Source organism: Mycobacterium sp. SMC-17, from assembly GCF_045310915.1.
Taxonomy (GTDB): Bacteria; Actinomycetota; Actinomycetes; order Mycobacteriales; family Mycobacteriaceae; genus Mycobacterium.
The window spans coordinates 123,107-141,151 of sequence record NZ_JBJIAK010000005.1; the positions used below are offsets into that span (position 1 = coordinate 123,107).

At 66.4% G+C, this 18,045-nt stretch carries 16 protein-coding genes; 4 read left to right on the forward strand and 12 right to left on the reverse strand.

The features are described from left to right. Positions 1-61: 61 nt before the first annotated feature. The 4 genes from ACJH7A_RS05480 to ACJH7A_RS05495 form a co-directional block, all read right to left on the reverse strand. Positions 62-937: a cyclopropane mycolic acid synthase family methyltransferase gene (locus ACJH7A_RS05480; RefSeq protein WP_020101165.1), complete on the reverse strand. Its 876-nt coding sequence runs from the start codon at positions 935-937 to the stop codon at positions 62-64. 163 nt (positions 938-1,100) lie between these two features. Further along, the gene (locus ACJH7A_RS05485) at positions 1,101-1,961 is read right to left on the reverse strand and encodes a 3-hydroxybutyryl-CoA dehydrogenase (RefSeq protein ID WP_212807079.1); all 861 of its coding nucleotides are present in this window, start codon (positions 1,959-1,961) and stop codon (positions 1,101-1,103) included. 123 nt (positions 1,962-2,084) lie between these two features. Next, on the reverse strand, positions 2,085-3,377 hold the full coding sequence (aceA, locus tag ACJH7A_RS05490) for an isocitrate lyase (RefSeq protein ID WP_212807080.1): 1,293 nt from the start codon (positions 3,375-3,377) through the stop codon (positions 2,085-2,087). 275 nt (positions 3,378-3,652) lie between these two features. Beyond that, entirely contained in the window at positions 3,653-4,495 is an 843-nt protein-coding gene (locus tag ACJH7A_RS05495; RefSeq protein WP_406801528.1) for an acyl-ACP thioesterase domain-containing protein, read from the reverse strand. 123 nt (positions 4,496-4,618) lie between these two features. Here ACJH7A_RS05495 and ramB point away from each other — a divergent pair, with 123 nt between their 5' ends. Continuing rightward, positions 4,619-6,040, forward strand: coding sequence for an acetate metabolism transcriptional regulator RamB (gene ramB, locus ACJH7A_RS05500; protein WP_212807082.1), 1,422 nt, complete (start codon positions 4,619-4,621; stop codon positions 6,038-6,040). A 29-nt stretch (positions 6,041-6,069) separates the two neighbouring features. Here the strand turns inward: ramB and ACJH7A_RS05505 are convergent, their stop codons facing one another. Further along, the gene (locus ACJH7A_RS05505) at positions 6,070-7,401 is read right to left on the reverse strand and encodes a DUF5933 domain-containing protein (protein ID WP_406801529.1); all 1,332 of its coding nucleotides are present in this window, start codon (positions 7,399-7,401) and stop codon (positions 6,070-6,072) included. Positions 7,402-7,468: 67 nt separating this feature from the next. Then, positions 7,469-8,695 carry a hypothetical protein gene (locus ACJH7A_RS05510; RefSeq protein ID WP_406774311.1) on the reverse strand — a complete coding sequence of 409 codons (1,227 nt, stop codon included), beginning with the start codon at positions 8,693-8,695 and terminating at the stop codon, positions 7,469-7,471. A 68-nt stretch (positions 8,696-8,763) separates the two neighbouring features. Here ACJH7A_RS05510 and ACJH7A_RS05515 point away from each other — a divergent pair, with 68 nt between their 5' ends. After that, the gene (locus ACJH7A_RS05515; protein WP_212807084.1) at positions 8,764-9,312 is read left to right on the forward strand and encodes a carboxymuconolactone decarboxylase family protein; all 549 of its coding nucleotides are present in this window, start codon (positions 8,764-8,766) and stop codon (positions 9,310-9,312) included. 68 nt (positions 9,313-9,380) lie between these two features. Here the strand turns inward: ACJH7A_RS05515 and ACJH7A_RS05520 are convergent, their stop codons facing one another. Then, entirely contained in the window at positions 9,381-9,617 is a 237-nt protein-coding gene (locus ACJH7A_RS05520) for a hypothetical protein (RefSeq protein WP_226519677.1), read from the reverse strand. A 40-nt stretch (positions 9,618-9,657) separates the two neighbouring features. Continuing rightward, the gene (gene lpdA / locus ACJH7A_RS05525; RefSeq protein ID WP_406801531.1) at positions 9,658-11,052 is read right to left on the reverse strand and encodes a dihydrolipoyl dehydrogenase; all 1,395 of its coding nucleotides are present in this window, start codon (positions 11,050-11,052) and stop codon (positions 9,658-9,660) included. Positions 11,053-11,156: 104 nt separating this feature from the next. Here lpdA and ACJH7A_RS05530 point away from each other — a divergent pair, with 104 nt between their 5' ends. Further along, the gene (locus ACJH7A_RS05530) at positions 11,157-12,020 is read left to right on the forward strand and encodes a cyclopropane mycolic acid synthase family methyltransferase (RefSeq protein ID WP_226519679.1); all 864 of its coding nucleotides are present in this window, start codon (positions 11,157-11,159) and stop codon (positions 12,018-12,020) included. Between the two features lie 39 nt (positions 12,021-12,059). Here the strand turns inward: ACJH7A_RS05530 and ACJH7A_RS05535 are convergent, their stop codons facing one another. Then, positions 12,060-12,548, reverse strand: a complete 489-nt coding sequence (locus ACJH7A_RS05535) for a DUF779 domain-containing protein (RefSeq protein ID WP_226519680.1) — start codon at positions 12,546-12,548, stop codon at positions 12,060-12,062. A gap of 35 nt (positions 12,549-12,583) precedes the next feature. Here ACJH7A_RS05535 and ACJH7A_RS05540 point away from each other — a divergent pair, with 35 nt between their 5' ends. Then, a complete protein-coding gene (locus ACJH7A_RS05540; protein ID WP_226519681.1) occupies positions 12,584-14,632 on the forward strand; it encodes a prolyl oligopeptidase family protein in 2,049 nt (682 codons plus the stop codon). A gap of 52 nt (positions 14,633-14,684) precedes the next feature. Here the strand turns inward: ACJH7A_RS05540 and ACJH7A_RS05545 are convergent, their stop codons facing one another. The 3 genes from ACJH7A_RS05545 to ACJH7A_RS05555 all read right to left on the reverse strand — a co-directional run bounded on the left by ACJH7A_RS05545 (position 14,685) and on the right by ACJH7A_RS05555 (position 18,036). After that, entirely contained in the window at positions 14,685-15,563 is an 879-nt protein-coding gene (locus ACJH7A_RS05545; protein WP_226519682.1) for a hypothetical protein, read from the reverse strand. Between the two features lie 27 nt (positions 15,564-15,590). Further along, positions 15,591-16,457 carry a polyphosphate kinase 2 gene (gene ppk2 / locus ACJH7A_RS05550; protein WP_212807091.1) on the reverse strand — a complete coding sequence of 289 codons (867 nt, stop codon included), beginning with the start codon at positions 16,455-16,457 and terminating at the stop codon, positions 15,591-15,593. 61 nt (positions 16,458-16,518) lie between these two features. After that, the gene (locus tag ACJH7A_RS05555; RefSeq protein ID WP_226519683.1) at positions 16,519-18,036 is read right to left on the reverse strand and encodes an aldehyde dehydrogenase family protein; all 1,518 of its coding nucleotides are present in this window, start codon (positions 18,034-18,036) and stop codon (positions 16,519-16,521) included. Positions 18,037-18,045: the final 9 nt, after the last annotated feature.

An 18,045-nucleotide genomic window follows, 5' to 3' on the forward strand; every position in this document is an offset into this window, starting at 1 on the left:
CAGGAGTGAGCGGCAAACGAAAGCCGCCCCCGACGGCGTCGGGGGCGGCTTTTCGGAAAAGCTACTTGACCAGCGTGAACTGACCGATGTTGGTGATGCCGCGACGGAAGAAGTCGGCGCAACCGGTCAGGTACTTCATGTAGCGGTCGTAGACCTCCTGGCCCTGCAGGGCGATGGCCTCGTCCTTGGCCGCCTCCAGGTTGGCCGCCCACATGTCCAGCGTGCGCGCGTAGTGCGGGCGCAGCAGGTGGGTGCGCTCCAGCGTGAAGCCCGAGCCCGCGGCGAGCTGCTCGATGTCCTCGACGGCCGGCAGCTGCCCGCCGGGGAAGATCTCGTCGCCGATGAACTTCATGAACTTCAGGTCGCTGATGGTCAGCTTGATGCCGTTCTCGCGGAAGAACTGCTGTGTGTGCGCAAGGATCGTGTGCAGCAGCATCCGGCCGCCGTTCTCCGGCAGGATGTTGTACGCCCGCTCGAAGAAGATCGGGTAGCGCTCCTGCTTGAAGGCCTCGAAAGCGCCGATCGAGACGATGCGGTCGACGGGCTCGTCGAACTCTTCCCAACCCTGCATGCGGATTTCGATGCTGCGGTTGGTGTCGATCTTGGCGAGCCGCTCGCGGGCGTACTCGGACTGCGCCTTGCTGAGCGTGATGCCGATGACGTTCACGTCGAACTGGGTGATGGCCCGCTCCAGCGCGCCGCCCCAGCCACAGCCGATGTCGAGCAGGGTCATGCCCGGCTTCAGGTCGAGCTTGCCGAGCGCCAAGTCGAACTTGGCGTTCTGCGACTCCTCGAGAGTCATGTCCTCGCGCTCGTAGTAACCGCACGTGTAACCCATGGTCGGGCCGAGCCAGAGGGCGAAGAACTCATTCGAGATGTCGTAGATCGACTGCGACTCCTCGTAATGGGGGGTCAAATCGATGTCGGCTTGTGACATGTCGGTATCTATCCTTTGCGTTTACGTTCGCCGGGACGGGCGGCGCGACCGCATGCTGCGGCCAGCTGACATACCCGTACGTGCGCGCCCTGACGGGCCCAGCGAAAAACAACCCGCACGCAAGGTTAACGAAAATTACTGTCAGGCTCCAACCCGGCGTCTGTCAGTAGGTGTAGAAGCCCTTGCCGGACTTCTTGCCCAGCTGGCCGGCCTCGACCATGCGCAGCAGCAACGGCGGGGCCGCGTACAGCGGCTCCTTGTACTCGTCGTACATGGAATCGGCGATCAGCTTCATGGTGTCCAGGCCCACCAGGTCAGCGAGCTTCAGCGGGCCCATCGGGTGCGACAGCCCGGCGACGACGGCGGTGTCGATGTCCTCGACGGTGGCGAAGCCGGACTCGGCCATCCGGATGGCGGCCAGCAGGTAGGGAACCAGCAGGAAGTTGACAACGAAGCCCGAGCGATCCGACGCCCGCACGACCTTCTTGCCCAGCACCTCGCCGGCGAAAGTCTCGACGCGCGCAGCGGCTTCGGGGGCGGTCGTCACCGAGGAGATGAGCTCGACCAGGGGCAGCACCGGCACCGGGTTGAAGAAGTGCAGACCGAGCACCCGGCTCGGGTTCTTGGTCGCGGCGGCGATGCGCATGATCGGGATGGACGACGTGTTCGACGCCAGCACCGCGTCGGGGTCGGTGATGATCTCGTCAAGCTGAGAAAAAACCTTCGTCTTGACGTTGACGTCTTCGACGATGGCCTCGATGACGAGCTGACGGTCGGCCATGTCGGCCAGGTCGTTGGTGAAGCTCAGTCGACCCAGCGCGGCGTCGCGGTCGGCCTCGGACAGCTTGCCCTTCTTGACCGCGTTGTCCAGCGACTTGGTGATCCGCTCCCGGCCGGCGGTGGTCAGCGCCTCGGTCGGCTCGAACGCCAGGACCTGTGCGCCTGCCTTGATACAGACCTCGGCGATGCCGCCGCCCATCTGCCCGGCCCCGATGACCCCGACTCGTTCGATTGCGTTGCTCACCGCTGTCCTCTCCTCGTGATTACTTCTGAAGATATGCGACAGGCCCCGCCCAGTTTCTGAGCGGGGCCTGCCGTAAAAGCCAGAGGACTCAGTGACTCAAGCCCTCGGTTCCACTTCGCAAGCTCAGTGGAACTGTCCCTCTTCGGTCGAGCCCTTCAGAGCCGCGGTCGAGGTGTTCGGGTCCACGGTGGTGGCGATCTTGTCGAAGTAACCGGCGCCGACCTCACGCTGGTGCTTGGTGGCGGTGTAGCCACGGGCCTCAGACGCGAACTCGCGCTCCTGCAGGTCGACGTAGGCGGTCATGCCCTCGCGGGCGTAGCCGTAGGCCAGGTCGAACATCGAGTAGTTGAGGGCGTGGAAGCCGGCCAGCGTGATGAACTGGAACTTGAAGCCCATGGCGCCGAGCTCACGCTGGAACTTGGCGATGGTGGCGTCGTCCAGGTGCTGCTTCCAGTTGAAGGACGGGCTGCAGTTGTAGGACAGCAGCTGGTCCGGGAAGTCGGCCTTGACGGCCTCGGCGAACTTGCGGGCGACCTCGAGGTCCGGCACACCGGTCTCCATCCAGATCATGTCGGCGTACGGGGCGTAGGCCTTGGCACGCGCGATGCAGGGCTCGATGCCCTTCTGGACGTTGTAGAAGCCCTCGGCGGTGCGCTCACCGGTGACGAACGGCTTGTCGCGGTCGTCCACGTCCGAGGTGATCAGGGTGGCGGCCTCGGCGTCGGTACGCGCGATGACGACGGTGGGGGTGTTGGCGACGTCGGCGGCCAGGCGAGCCGAGGTCAGGGTGCGGATGTGCTGCTGGGTCGGGATCAGCACCTTGCCACCGAGGTGGCCACACTTCTTCTCCGAGGCCAGCTGGTCCTCCCAGTGGGTACCGGCGGCACCCGCGGCGATCATGGCCTTCTGCAGCTCGTAGACGTTCAGGGCGCCACCGAAGCCGGCCTCACCGTCGGCGACGATCGGGACGAGCCAGTTGTCGACGCTCTTGTCACCCTCGACGCGGGCGATCTCGTCGGCGCGCAGCAGCGCGTTGTTGATACGACGGACGACGGCCGGCACCGAGTTGGCCGGGTAGAGGCTCTGGTCCGGGTAGGTGTGGCCCGAGAGGTTCGCGTCACCGGCGACCTGCCAACCCGAGAGGTAGATGGCCTTCAGGCCGGCGCGCACCTGCTGCACGGCCATGTTGCCGGTCAGTGCACCCAGCGCGTTGATGTAGGAGTCGTCGTCCTTGGTGACGCCTTCCCACAGGATCTCGGCGCCACGGCGGGCGAGGGTGTGCTCCTCGACGACGCTGCCCTGCAGCTCCTCAACCTGGGCTGCGGTGTAGTCGCGGGTGATGCCCTTCCAGCGGGGGTTGGTGTCCCAGTCCTGCTGAATCTCAGCGGCGGTACGTGGCTTTCCGACGTTGGACATTGTGCTCCTTCGTATTGGGCAGGTAAGCCGCGTCGCCGTGGGCGCCAGGATTCAAGCTGATTGTTAACGCTTCGGCGACTTCGCTTGTGTGCTGTTAACGACGATGACACAGCACATACCCGCAGGTCCAGCGGTTACAAGTGCCAAGTTTCGCCAACACTTGTAGCGAAGTTGCGAAGATTGCGAAGTTGCTGAGGTGCTTGACCGGTTCAGAAGCTACCGGACGGTAACCGATATGTGCTGGTCAGTACGCTCGTACTGTTAAATCGGCGCACTCAGAGCGCGAAGAGGCAGGCGACCGCTTTGACCTCGTCACCGACCGCATATGTGAGCGTTGTAACACTGCGGTCACACAGCTCGGGACCGAATTTCTCGGTCGATCCGGCCGGGTACTCGTGCGTGATGATCTCCAGCCGGTCCCCGAGTGCCACCGCGGCGTCGTGCTCGATGGTCACCCGCAGCGGCGCCTGGAGCAGCTCGGGACGGTAGGTCTGCAGGTAGTCCTCGACCACCGACCAGTAGACGGAGTTGTTCATGTGGTCGAACAGGTCGATGTCGGTGACCCGGACCGGGAAGTCCACGATTCGGAGTGCGTCGTCGCGAGCGCCGGCCTTGAGGTAGCCCTTCCAGCGCAGCCGGTCCGTGGTCGCGGTCCGCTTCAAACCCGCCAGGAAGTCGTCCGAGATGCGGGCCGGTCCCTGGGTCTCGAGGTTCATGTTGATCCAGAAGGCCTCGGACTCCATGAGGCCGCCCTTGCGGCCGTCGATCCGCACGCGCATCTCACACCAGCGGTTCGACGTGCCCGAACACCAGCGCCGCAGCCGCAGGATGTCGCCGCGCTCGATGGGACGGATCAGATCCACCATGGTGCGCCGGACAACCCAGGCGGGATGGACGTCCTCGTAGCCCATCTGGCGCAGCTGGTCCTGGCCGATGTCCTGGATGTGGCGGCAAGCGCCGTCGAACCGGAGCCGGCCGTCGCGATCGACGTCGGCCATCCGCAGCGGCCAGCTGGTGTCGAAGACGTCGGGATGCCCCTCCGGGACCGGCGCGAGCGTCTTGGCCAGGCCCGTTACGGCCTTCGCGTCGGTCTTTTCGGCGATTTCGACAGTGCTCATGGCGTCCCTTCGACGCGGGTCCCCTCGGCTGGATCACCCATTTCACCCGCGGCCCGATCCTGCCACAGGGCATTTTTGCCAATTATGCGAAGACGGTATTCACACCATTGCTAGCCTGGTTTCATGGCGAAGACTTTCGTTGGCTCACGGGTGCGTCAGCTCCGCGGCGAACGCGGCTTCAGCCAGGCCGCGCTGGCGCAGATGCTCGACATCTCCCCCAGTTATCTCAACCAGATCGAGCACGACGTCCGGCCGCTGAGCGTCGCCGTGCTGCTGCGCATCACCGAGGTGTTCGGGGTCGACGCGACGTTCTTCGCCTCGCAGGACGACACCCGTCTGGTCGCCGAGTTGCGCGAGGCGCTGATGGATCGCGACCTGGGCGTCGACGTCGACATCCCGGAGATCGCCGACCTGGTGAGCACGCATCCGACGATGGCCCGCGCGATGGTCGACCTGCACCGCCGCTACCGGTTGTCCACCGCGCAGTTGGCCGCCGCCACGGAAGACCGGTTCTCCGACGGCAGTGGCAGCGGGGCCATCACCATGCCGCACGAGGAGGTGCGCGACTACTTCTACACGCGCCAGAACTATCTCCACGAACTCGACACCGCGGCCGAGGAATTCATCCTCCGCATGCACATGCGCCGATCCGAACTGTCCCGCGAGCTGGCCGAGCGGCTGAGCCGCGTCCATCACGTACGCATCGTGCAGCGGCTCGAGCTCGGCGACAACGTGCTGCACCGGTACGACCCCGAAACCAGGACGCTGGAGATCGGCGGCCACCTGTCGTCGGGACAGTACGTGTTCAAACTGGCCGCCGAGCTCGCCTACCTGGAATTCGGCGACCTGCTGGAAAGCCTGGTGGCCGAGGGCAATTTCACCAGCGAGGAGTCGGTGAAGCTGGCCCGCATGGGGCTGGCCAACTACTTCGCCGCGGCCGCGGTGCTGCCCTATGGCCAATTCCATGCTGTCGCCGAGGAATTCCGCTACGACGTCGAGCGGCTGTCGGCGTACCACTCGGTGAGTTACGAGACCATCGCGCACCGGCTGTCGACGCTGCAGCGGCCGTCGATGCGCGGCGTACCGCTGTCGTTCGTCCGCGTCGACCGCGCCGGCAACATGTCGAAACGCCAGTCCGCCACCGGTTTTCATTTCTCGTCGTCGGGCGGCACCTGTCCCCTGTGGAACGTCTACGAGACGTTCGCCAACCCCGGCAAGATGTTGGTGCAGATCGCCCAGATGCCCGACGGCCGCAACTACATGTGGGTGGCGCGCACCGTGGAACGACGCGCCGCGCGGTACGGCCAGCCGGGCAAGACGTTCGCCATCGGGCTGGGTTGCGAACTGCGCCATGCCAATCGGCTGGTCTACTCCGAGGGACTGGATCTGTCCGGCGGCGCCGCGACGCCCATCGGCTCGGGCTGCCGGGTGTGCGAACGGGACAACTGTCCGCAGCGGGCATTCCCGGCACTCGGCCGCGAACTGGACCTCGACGAACACCGCAGCACCGTGACGCCGTACGTGGTGAAGCGGGCGAATCAGTGACGGGACTTGCCGTTACGGTCCTGCAGCCGTCACGCCGCCGGACTTTCTGACTCCTCGCCGGTCAATCGCTCGAGCGCCGGCGCAGGTGCGCCCGGACGCGCGAAGAACGTGCCGTAGAAACCGTAGGCCAGCGTCGCGAGTGCTCCAATGATCAGCAGCCCGAACATGATCGGATACTGCGCCATCCACCCGGACAGGTAGCGGACACACAGCATCACGCCGACGATGACGGCGGTGCCACCGGCAATCAGCCGTAGCCGGGCATGGGGCGTCGGCCGAATCGGCTCCCGCAGAGCCGATTCCACCGTCAGGCACAATGCCGCACCGACGACCAGGTCGACGCCGTAGTGGAAGCCGAAGCCCAGCGTCGCGGCCAAAGTGCCCACCAGCCAACAAGTGCCACCGACACGCAGCCACCGCGGGCCGGATCGCGAATGGATGAACACGGCCAGCGCCCACGCCGTGTGCAGCGACGGCATGCAGTTGCGCGGTGTCGACGTGTCGAACGCGAGGGGCACCGCCGGCCCGTCGACGGGCGGCAGCAGCGCCGGCCAGAAGTCGCCGACCTGAAAGCCGCCACCGGCCGCGCCGAAGGCATAGGTGGGCCCCACCAACGGGAACATCAGATAGATCAACGGGCCGACCAGGCCCAGCACCAGGAAGGTGCGCACGACGAAGTGCCGCGGCCACCGTCCACCCGTGGTCACGTTGCGCAGCTGGTAGATCGCGACGACGGTCGCGGCGGCGGACAGTTCGAGATAGACCCAATGCAGCAGGAAGTAGAGCACCGAGTGGTGCTGCACCAGCTGGCCCAGCACCCATGACGGCTGGCCGAGCGCGACGTCGGCCCGCGCGGCGAACTCGTCGAGAACGGTGGGACGCGTCAGGGACGTGATGGTCAGCCAGGCGTCACCGGCCTTGGTGGCGAGCACGAGCAGCAGGCCGGTGGCGACGCCCTTCAGCGCGGTGTCGCGCTGCGGACCGGTCCACCGTGCCAGCGCGAACACACCCAGCCCGGTCAGCACGACCAGCGCGCCGCTACCCATCGCCGCCGGAAGACCGACGTACTCCCGGCCAACGACAAAGACCACATCGAGCCCCAGTGCGGCGCCCGCGATCGGCAAACGGTATTCGCGTGGCACCGCGACCAGCGCCACCACCAACGCCGCCCACGGCACCGTGAACCCCGCCGGGGTTCCGACGTAATCGCTGATCAGGCGCTCGAGCGGACCCCGGAATCCACACAGCATGGCCGTAACCTGCAGCGCACACATGAACGTCGCGACCAGCGCAATGCCGATCGCGACCTTCGTCCGGGGCGGTACACCCTCCTTAAGGAAGGGTGAATGTTCGGTGAACACGCATAGACGATAGGCCGTCGGCCGTCGCTACCAGCAATTTGCGATCAATTTGGGACTTGGCGAAACGTCAGTTCGCCCGCAATATCCGGTAGATGACGTAGGCCAGCTCCTTGCGCTGATCATCGATCGCACGCTGGCGCGCTCGATGTTGGTCCTCGCCCTCGGCGCGTTGCACCACCAAGGGCGCCGCGCGCAACAAGACTCCGCGCACCCGGACCATCTGGGCCACCACAGAATCCGGCTGGCAGTACTTCGTGGTCTTCACATAGCTCTCCCCGAGCACGACCCCCTGGTAACCAGTGACCACCTCGCCCTCGATCCGTACCGGCGGTGTGGTTTCGAGGTGTGCTTCCTTCGCCTTGTCAGAGCAGACCTCGGGCACGAACGGCTGTGCGCTGCAACGCTTGACCCAGTTGTTCACCGCCGTGATGCCGTCGAACCCGTCGCGCTCCCGGAAGACTGCCGCGACGCCAAGCGCGTCGACCAATTCATCGGCACCCGGTCGGGGCGACGACAGTGGGTCGGCGGAGCAATCCGCAGGCGCGTCGCCCCGCGGCTGCGCTGACAATTGCACCACTCGGCTGCCGCTCTTGACCGGTGGAGTCATGACCAGTGCCGACAGCTGCGCCGCGGGCCGCGACGCGATGCTGGACGTCTGGACTGTGTCAGGGGCTTGCTCGGCAGCACGCTGGACGAAGCCGTCGACCAATTGGGCTACGTCGTGGACCGTCACTCCCAGAGGACCCCGGGAAATGAACCTCACCCGCAGCACGACTCCGTCTCGGGCCACGACGACGGTTCGGCCGTCCGGGCCGTCGTTTGATGGCCTCCAATACTTGTCACCCGTGGTCTGGGTGGTGTCGAATTGGATTGCATCAGTGGGCATTCCGGGGATATTGCGGAATGTCTGGACAGCCCAGGTGCCGTAGAAGTCTCGGTAGGTCGCGCAGCGGGTCCCCCAGTTCGCCATCTCGTCGACGACGTTCTCACCGGGGCGGGTGCGCCACAGGTCAACGTGGATCAAGCGGCCGTCGCGATCAAGCCTGTCGCCGTAGCGCGCGGTGAGTTGCGGCCCGTCTGGGTCTCCCGGTTCTGGATACCGCGCGCACTCGATTCGCCGCTGTGCGGAAAATTCGTCATTGCGTGGCACCTCGTAGCCGACCTCGACCATTCCCGGCACGTCGGCCAACGTCGGCAGGTACCGCAGCAACGGATGGTCAGCGGCCCGCGATATCGCCACATCTGTAGCCCGGTCACTACAACTGACCACCATCAACGCAACCGTGAAAATCACGGTCCCCACCCGTTTCCACCCCATGGCTCGACCCTACGACCGCCCTGCCTGTGCCAGACTCGGGAATTGTGAACAGCATCGAGCCGGCCCGCATCGAACCCGGCGGAATCCGTGAACTGGGCCCGCTCAACTGGGTCATCGCCAAGATCGGCGCCAAGACCATCCGGGCCCCGAGGTTTGCGCTCTTCAACGTCCTCGGCCAGCACCACCTGCTGTTCCTGACGTTCCTGCCCTACTCCGGCATGCTGCTGGGCCGCAGCAAGCTGGGGCTCAAGGACGCCGAGCTGGTGATCCTGCGCGTCGCCCATCTGCGCGGCAGCGAGTACGAGCTGCAGCAGCACCGCCGCCTGGCCCGCAGCCGCGGCGTCGACGCCGAGACGCAGGCCCGCATTTTCGAGGGGCCGGACGCCGAGGGTCTCACCGACCGGCAGCGCGTGCTGATCACCGCGACGGACGAGTTCGTCATCACGCGGTCGGTGTCCGACCAGACATGGAAGTCGCTGGCGTCGTACCTCGATCGCAAGCAGCTCATCGACTTCTGCCTGCTGGCAGCGCAATACGACGGGCTGGCGGCGACCATTGCCACCCTGCGCGTGCCGCTGGACTTCCCGGACTAGAGCGCTCGAACCTGAGCTTGTGCGCGAAATTTCAAGAGAATTTGGCACACAAGCTCAGGCTCGACCGCCTAGAGGTAGGTGACCCCGAGTACCGCCAGCGTCATCAACACCGGCGCGACGGGTAGGCACCAGAGGAACGCGGACTTCGCAAAAGCCTTGCGCTCCTGAAACTTTCGAGCGAAGAACACCGCGACGCCGGCCACCACGAAGACCACGGCGGACACCACCAGCACCCAGAAACTGATGCTGGTGGTGTCCATCGCGAGCGAGATGGCCAGCAGCCACAGCATGTGACCGACGACCAAACCGCCTATCGCGGCAACGACATTCGCGCGCAAAACCGACTCAGAAGTTGATCATGTGGCCGGTCAGGCCGTGGAAGCATTCCTGCAGCGCCTCCGACAGCGTCGGGTGGGTGTGCACGTTGCGGGCCAGCTCGTTGGCGGTCAGGTCCCACTTCTGGGCCAGGGTCAGCTCGGGCAGCAGCTCGGAGACGTCCGGACCGATCAGGTGACCACCGAGCAGCTCGAGGTGCTTCTTGTCGGCGATCAGCTTCACGAAGCCCGTCGGGTCGGCGAGGCCGTGCGCCTTGCCGTTGGCGGTGAACGGGAACTTGGCAACGACGACGTCGTAACCCTCGGCCTTGGCCTGCTCCTCGGTGAGGCCGAAGCTGGCGACCTGCGGCTGGCAGAAGGTGGCGCGCGGCATCATGCGGTAGTCGCCGAGCGTCAGGGTCTCGGCACCGGCGATGGTCTCGGCCGCGACGACGCCCTGGGCCTCGGCGACGTGCGCGAGCTGCAGCTTGGCCGTCACGTCACCGATGGCGTAGATGTGCGGCACGTTGGTGCGCATGTTGTCGTCGATCGCGATGGCACCGCGCTCGGTGAGCGCGACACCGGCGGTCTCCAGTCCGTAGCCGTCGACGTTGGGGCCGAAACCGATGGCCTGCAACACCTTCTCGGCCTTGAGCTCCTGCGTGGCGCCGTCCTTGCTGACGACGACGGTCACCTCGCTGCCGGAATCCTCGATCGACTCGACCTTGGTACCGGTGAGGATCTTGACGCCCAGCTTCTTGTACTGCTTCTCGATCTCCTTGGAGACCTCGGCGTCCTCGTTGGGCAGCGCGCGCGGCAGGAACTCGACGATGGTGACGTCGACGCCGTAGTTCTTCAGCACGTACGCGAACTCCATGCCGATGGCACCCGCGCCGGCGATGATGATCGAGCCCGGCAGGTCCCGCGTCATGATCTGGGTCTCGTAGGTGACGACGTTCTCGCTCAGCGAGGTGCCGGGCACCAGCCGCACGGACGAGCCGGTGGCGATGATCGCGTTGTCGAAGGTGACGTCCTCGGTTCCGCCGGCGTTCAGCGCGACGCGCATCGAGTTGGGTCCGGTGAAGGTGCCGTAGCCCTCCAGCTCGGTGATCTTGTTCTTCTTCATCAGGAAGTGCACGCCGGCGACGCGGCCTTCGGCGACCTTGCGGCTGCGGTCGAACGCCGCGCCGAAGTCGAAGCTGGCCTCACCGCTGATGCCGAAGGTCTTGGCTTCCTTGTGGAAGATGTGCGCCAGCTCCGCGTTGCGCAGCAGGGCCTTGGATGGGATGCATCCCACGTTGAGACAGACGCCGCCCCAGTACTTCGGTTCGACGATGGCGGTGGTCAGCCCCAGCTGGGCTGCGCGAATTGCGGCGACATATCCGCCGGGACCGGCTCCGAGAACGACGACGTCATAGTGAGTCACATGCACACCTTATAGGCGCGGCGACGTCGAGAGTCGGGAGACCGATTCAACTGCGGGAAACCGGGTATTCGGCGGGGACCTTCGTCAGAAAGGGTCGATGCCCCATGTCCAATTCCCTCATGCCGCACTTCACCGATGTGCAGGCGCATTACGACCTCTCCGACGAGTTCTTCCGGCTGTTCCTCGATCCGACACAGACCTACAGCTGCGCGTATTTCGTGCGCGACGACATGACGCTGCAGGAAGCGCAGCTGGCGAAGATCGACCTGGCGCTGAGCAAGCTCGGCCTGCTGCCGGGCATGAAGTTGCTGGACATCGGCTGCGGCTGGGGGTCGACGATGCTGCGTGCCGTCGAACGGTACGACGTCGACGTGATCGGGCTGACGCTGTCGAGGAATCAGGCGGCCCATGTCCAGCGCACCTTCGACCGGATGGACACCGCCCGCAGCCGCGAGGTCCGGCTGCAGGGCTGGGAGCAGTTCGACGAGCCCGTCGACCGGATCGTGTCGATCGGCGCCTTCGAGCACTTCGGCCCCGACCGCTACCCGGAGTTCTTCCGGCGGACGTATGCGGCCATGCCGCCCGACGGCGTGATGCTGCTGCACACCATCTGCGGTTTCGACTTCCGGGACGCCAAGGAGCTCGGCATCCCGCTGACCTTCGAATTCGCCCGGTTCGTGAAGTTCCTGATGACGGACATCTTCCCGGGCGGCCGGCTGCCGATCATCCCCGTCGTGGAGGAACTCGCGACCGCGGCCGGATACCACGTCACCCGGAAACACTCATTGCAGCCGCACTACGCCACGACCCTCGACATCTGGGCCCGGAACCTGGCGGCACACCGGGACGAGGCCATCAAGATCCAGTCGCAAGAGGTCTATGACCGCTACATCAAGTACCTGACCGGATGTGCGGAGTTGTTCCGCAACAAGCAGGCCGACGTCGTGCAGTTCACGTTGCAGAAGTAGTCACCACGAACGAAACCGCCTGCACCGCAATCTGGTGACCTACGCCAAGCCCGGACGCGCACCGGGCACCGGGCACGCCTCCTCGGCGTGCTCGACGATCAACGTGCCGTCCCGCGCCGGCCGGACGCCCTGCGCATACTGGGCGCCGGTCACGGGCGGTTGTGCATTGAGCTCGGCGTTCTCCGCCTCGGTGAACACCCGACCGCGCGACAGGAAGCGCTTGCCTTCGGGCGCCTCCAGGCTGAACCCGCTGCCCCGGCCCGCGACCACGTCGATGATGAGCTGGGTGTGCTGCCAGGCCTCGAACTGCGGCCCGGAGATCCACACCGGGACGCCGTCGGGCCCGACGTCGAGTACCGCCAGCAGCACGTCGCGGTCGCCGACGATGAAGTCGCCGTCGGGGTAACACATCGGCGACGAGCCGTCGCAGCATCCACCCGACTGGTGAAACATCAAGGGGCCGTGCTGGTTCTGCAGCGCGCGCAGCAGGTCCGCGGCCTCGGCGGTGATCAGTGCCCGAGATGGCATACGGCCACCCTACGCCGGGGAGTAAGAATGACCAGGTGAGTTCTGAATCGGTCGCCCCGGAAGATCCCGCCGCTCCGCTCGCCACAGGAGAAGATCCCTACCTCTGGCTCGAGGACGTCACCGGTGACGACGCCCTCGCCTGGGTGCGCCCGCACAACGAGCCGACGATCGCCGAGTTCGGCGGCGAGCGCTTCGAGCAGATGCGCGCCGACGCCCTCGAGGTGATGGACACCGACGCCCGCATCCCGTACGTCCGGCGGCGCGGCGAGTTCCTCTACAACTACTGGCGCGATGCGGAGAACCCGCGCGGGCTGTGGCGGCGCACCACGCTGGACAGCTACCGCACCGACGCCCCCGAGTGGGACGTGCTGATCGACCTCGACAAGCTGGCGGCCGACGAGGACGAGAACTGGGTCTGGGCCGGCGCCGACGTCATCGAACCGGGCCTGCACCTCGCGCTGATCGCGTTGTCGCGCGGCGGGGCCGACGCCACTGTCGTACGCGAATTCGACATGGAGACAAGGCAGTTCGTCGAGGACGGGTTCAACCTGCCGGAAGCCAAGTCCAGCGTCTCCTGGGAGACCCCCGACACGGTGTTGGTGGGCACCGATTTCGGGCCCGGCGCCATGACCGAGTCGGGGTACCCCCGGATCGTCAAACGGTGGCACCGCGGGCAGCCGCTGGCCGACGCCGTCACGATCTTCGAAGGCGCGGCCACCGATGTCAGCGTCGGCGCCGGCTACGACAGCACACCGGGTTTCGAGCGGCTGCTGGTGTCGCAGTCCACCGACTTCTTCAACCGCGAACGCTTCGAGGTCCGCGGCGACGAGCTGGTCCGCATCGACGTCCCCACCGATGCCGCGATCTCGATTCACCGGGAATGGCTCCTGATCCGGCCGCGTGCCGACTGGACCGTCGGCGAGACGACATACGCGCCGGGAACGCTGCTGGCCGCGCGCTATGACGACTACCTCGCCGGAAACCGCGACCTGACCGTGGTTTTCGAGCCCGACGACCACAGCAGCATGCAGAACTTCGCGTGGACGCGCGACCGGCTGCTGCTGCAGACGCTGGTCGACGTCATCGGCCACATCGAGCTCGTCACCCCCGGCACGTGGGAACGCGAGGACATCCCGGGCGTACCGAAGCACGCCACCACGGTCATCGTCGACGTCGACGAGTACGGCGACGAAATCTTCCTGGACTCAAGCGGATTCGACAGCCCGTCGCGCCTGCTCTGGGGCCACGCCGGTGGCGCGGTCACCGAGATCAAGCGCGCACCGGCGTTCTTCGACGCGTCCGAGGTCGAGGTGTCGCAGCATTTCGCGACGTCCGCCGACGGCACCCGCATCCCGTATTTCGTTGTGGGACAACGCGGTGTCACCGAGCCACGCAAGACGCTGCTGAGCGGATACGGCGGCTTCGAGTCGTCGCTGCTGCCCGGCTACGCCGGGGTGCTCGGCCGGTTGTGGCTGACGCAGGGCGGTACCTACGTCGAGGCCAACATCCGCGGCGGCGGCGAGTACGGGCCGCGCTGGCACACGCAGGCCATGCGCGAGGGCCGTCACCTGGTGTACGAGGACTTCGCCGCCGTCGCAGCCGATCTGGTGCGCCGCGGCATCACCACCGTCGAACAACTCGCCGCCGAGGGCGGCAGCAACGGCGGACTGCTCATGGGCGTCATGCTCACGCGGTACCCGGAGTTGTTCGGGGCCCTGGTGTGCAGCGTGCCGCTGCTCGACATGAAGCGGTACCACCTGCTGCTCGCCGGTGCGTCATGGGTGGCCGAGTACGGCGACCCCGACAACCCCGACGACTGGGAATTCATCTCGAAGTACTCGCCGTACCAGAACATCTCGGCCGACCGGAAGTACCCGGCGCTCCTGATGACCACGTCGACGCGCGACGACCGGGTGCACCCCGGCCATGCGCGGAAGATGACGGCGGCCCTGGAGGCCGCCGGCCACCGCGTCCACTACTACGAGAACATCGAGGGCGGACACGGCGGGGCGGCGGACAACTCGCAGGCCGCGTTCAAGGCCGCGCTGGTCTACTCGTTCCTGGAACGCACCGTCGGCTCGTGATTTGTGCACGATTTTCCGCGCCGGCCGCGGATTTCCGTGCACAAATCCCTAGTCAGGCGGCGGCGGGGGCGGGCTTGGACTTACGGACCACGCGACGGCCGAGGTTGCCCAGCAGCGTGACGAGCACGCCCAGCACCACCAGACCGCCGCCGATCGCGAGGGTGATGTTGAGCCACTGGTGGGCGTTGGCGATGGCCGTGTCGACCATGACGTCGGCCACCTGGCGGACGTTGCCGGTGGTGCGGTTCAGCCCGTCGTTGATGTAGCGCCGACCCGCCTCGATGCCGGCCCAGCCCGCGGCGCCGACGATCATGGTCGAGATACCCAGAGCGGCAATGGTTTTCCCGCGTGACCGGCTCATCGCCAGAGTGAGCAGAGCGAATATGCCCGTCAACACGCAGATGCCGATCCGTGCCCACGGTCCCCACGTCGTCGCCGCGCGGAACTGGCCCGGCCGCAACGATTGGGCCGAGTCGGTGATCGGTACTTCGATCTTCGACGGGACCCGGATCCCGAACGCCGCCAAGGTCGCCTTGAACGATCGGTCCGACAGCATCGGCGACAGGTCGATGGTCCAGCGACCGGACGCGTCCGAGTGGGCCATGGTGTCGGTGAACAGCCAATCGTGCGCGTAGCCGTTCGCGGCGCCGAACTGCCCCGGGAACGCCGAGCTGGACGTGTAGATGCCGGCGGCATTCGACACGGTGCTGGTGCTCAGGTCATATCCCGCACCGCTGGCCAGCCTGTTGACCTGGATGCCCAGCTCGCTGGCCGTGGCCTTCTGCAGCTCGTGGTTCTTGGCTGCCGTGGTGGCCAGCGCGACATAGCCGCCCCGGTCGACAAGTGTGTGCTGCGCCCAGCAGACCGGCACGGCCACCGCCACAGCGACGGTGGTGACCAGCCACAACAGCAATGTCGCGACGAATCGCAAGCGCCCTCCTACGTTGGTGGGCGCCGCTCAGTCGGACAGCGCCCGTCCCACGATCAGCGGATCGGCGTGTCCGACCACCTCATGGTCCTTGTTGTCGTAGTCGAATTTACCGAGAACATGCCGCATGGCGTTGATCCGGGCGCGCTTCTTGTCGTTGCTCTTCACCACGGTCCACGGCGCGACCTCGGTATCCGTCCAGGCGAACATCTCTTCCTTGGCCGCGGTGTAGGCGTCCCACTTGTCCAGCGAGGCCAGGTCCGTCGGCGAGAGTTTCCACTGCCGCACCGGGTCGACCTGACGAATGGTGAAGCGGGTGCGCTGCTCGGCCTGGGTCACCGAGAACCACAGCTTGGTGAGGCTGATGCCGTCGTTCGTCAGCATCTGCTCGAAAAGCGGTGCCTGACGGACGAATTCAGCGTGTTGCTTGGGCGTGCAGTACCCCATCACGCGCTCCACGCCGGCCCGGTTGTACCAGGAGCGGTCGAACAGCACGATCTCGCCGGCGGCCGGCAGATGCGTGACGTAGCGCTGGAAGTACCACTGGGTGCGTTCCTTCTCGGTCGGCTTCTCCAGCGCGACGACGCGGGCCCCACGCGGGTTGAGGTGCTCCATGAACCGCTTGATGGTGCCGCCCTTGCCGGCGGCGTCGCGGCCCTCGAAGACGATGACGTGCCGCAGCCCGTTGGCCTGGCTCCATTTCTGCAGCTTCAGCAGCTCGATCTGCAGCAGGCGCTTCTGCTCTTCGTAGTCGTGCCGGTTCATCCGCTCGTCGTACGGATAGCCCTCGCGCCAGGTGTCGACCACTTCCCCGCTGGGCAGCAGCACCAGTTCGGGGTCGTCGTCGTCATCATCGCGGACGGTGTAGGTGTCGGCGGCAGATGCGTCCAGAGTCACCGGCTGAACGTAACCGCCGGGCCGAACCTGGCGGTGACGTGACGGTGAACAACTGGTGGTGCTACTTGGCGGTGCGCTTGGGCCGGATCAACGACACCTTGGTCAGGACGTTGTTCATCCGGGCCAGGGCTTTCATCGAGTTGTGGTAGTAGTTGCCGCCCGTGCCCTTGCTCGTGCGCGGCTCGACGACCGTCTCCTGGCGACAGAACTTGCGGATGCCGTCGGCCCCGCCGAACCGTGCGCCGATGCCCGACGTCTTCCAGCCACCCATCGGGGCGGTGGTGCACATCAGGTTGGCCAGCACGTCGTTGATGTTGACGGCGCCGCAGTCGAGCTGCAGTGCCACGTCCTTGGCCCGCTGCACATCGCCCGAGAACACGGTGGCGCTCAGACCGTACGGGCTGTCGTTGGCCAGGCGGACCGCCTCACCGACGGTCGCGACCTTCATGATCGGCAGGGTCGGGCCGAACGTCTCCTCGGTCATGCAGGCCATCGAGTGGTCGACGTCGACGAGCACCGTCGGCGGGTAGAAGCTGCCCGGGCCGTCGGGGCGCTTGCCGCCAGTCAACGCGCGAGCGCCGGCCGCCACCGCCTCGTTGACGTGCCGCTCGGTGATGTCCACCTGGCTGGCGTCGATCTGCGCCCCGAGGTGGTAGCCCTCGCCGGCGCCCACCTTGAGGTTCTGCACCGCCTTGACGACGGCGTCGACGAACGCGTCGTAGGCCGGTTCCAGCACGTAGACGCGCTCGACGGACACGCACGTCTGCCCGGCGTTGAACATCGCGCCCCAGACCGCGGCGTTGGCGGCCAGCTCGACGTCGGCGTCCTCGAGGACAATCATCGGGTCCTTGCCGCCGAGTTCGAGGCTGACCGGCGTGAGGCGGCGCGCCGCGCGCTCCATGACCTTGCGGCCGGTGGCCGTCGAGCCGGTGAACTGGATGAAATCGGAGTTGTCGATGACGGCCTCGGACACCTCACGGGCACCCTGCGCGAGGGCCAGCACCTCAGGGGCGCCGGAGTCGGTCCAGCCGCGCAGCAGCAGCTCGGCGGTCAGCGGGGTGCGCTCGGACGGCTTGAGCAGCACGGCGCAGCCTGCCGCGAGTGCCCCGATGGCGTCCATCAACGCATTGGCCACCGGGTAGTTCCACGGCGCGATGATGCCGACCACCGCGCGTGGGCGGTAGTGCACGGTGATCTTCTTGACCGACAGCATGGGCAGCGGGGCCGGCCGGGTGTCGGGCGCCAGCGCCTTCTCCATGGTCTTGACCACGTACGAGATGATCAGGATCGCCAGCGGAATTTCGGCCTTGGCGTCGACCATCGACTTGCCGGTCTCGCGGATCAGCAGGGCCTCGACCTCGTCGCGGTGGTCATTGAGCCACACCGCGAAACGGGCCAGCACCTTCGCGCGGCCCTGCGGCCCGCGGGCTTCCCATTCGCGCTGCGCGGCGCGCAGGCCGGCGGCGATGCGAGGAACGTCGGCCGGGTCCGTCCAGCTCACGGTTCCTGCGATGGCACCCGTGGCGGGGTCGTAAATGGTGCCGGAGCCGGGCGAACGGACGTCAGACGTAGCGGTCATACCGCCATC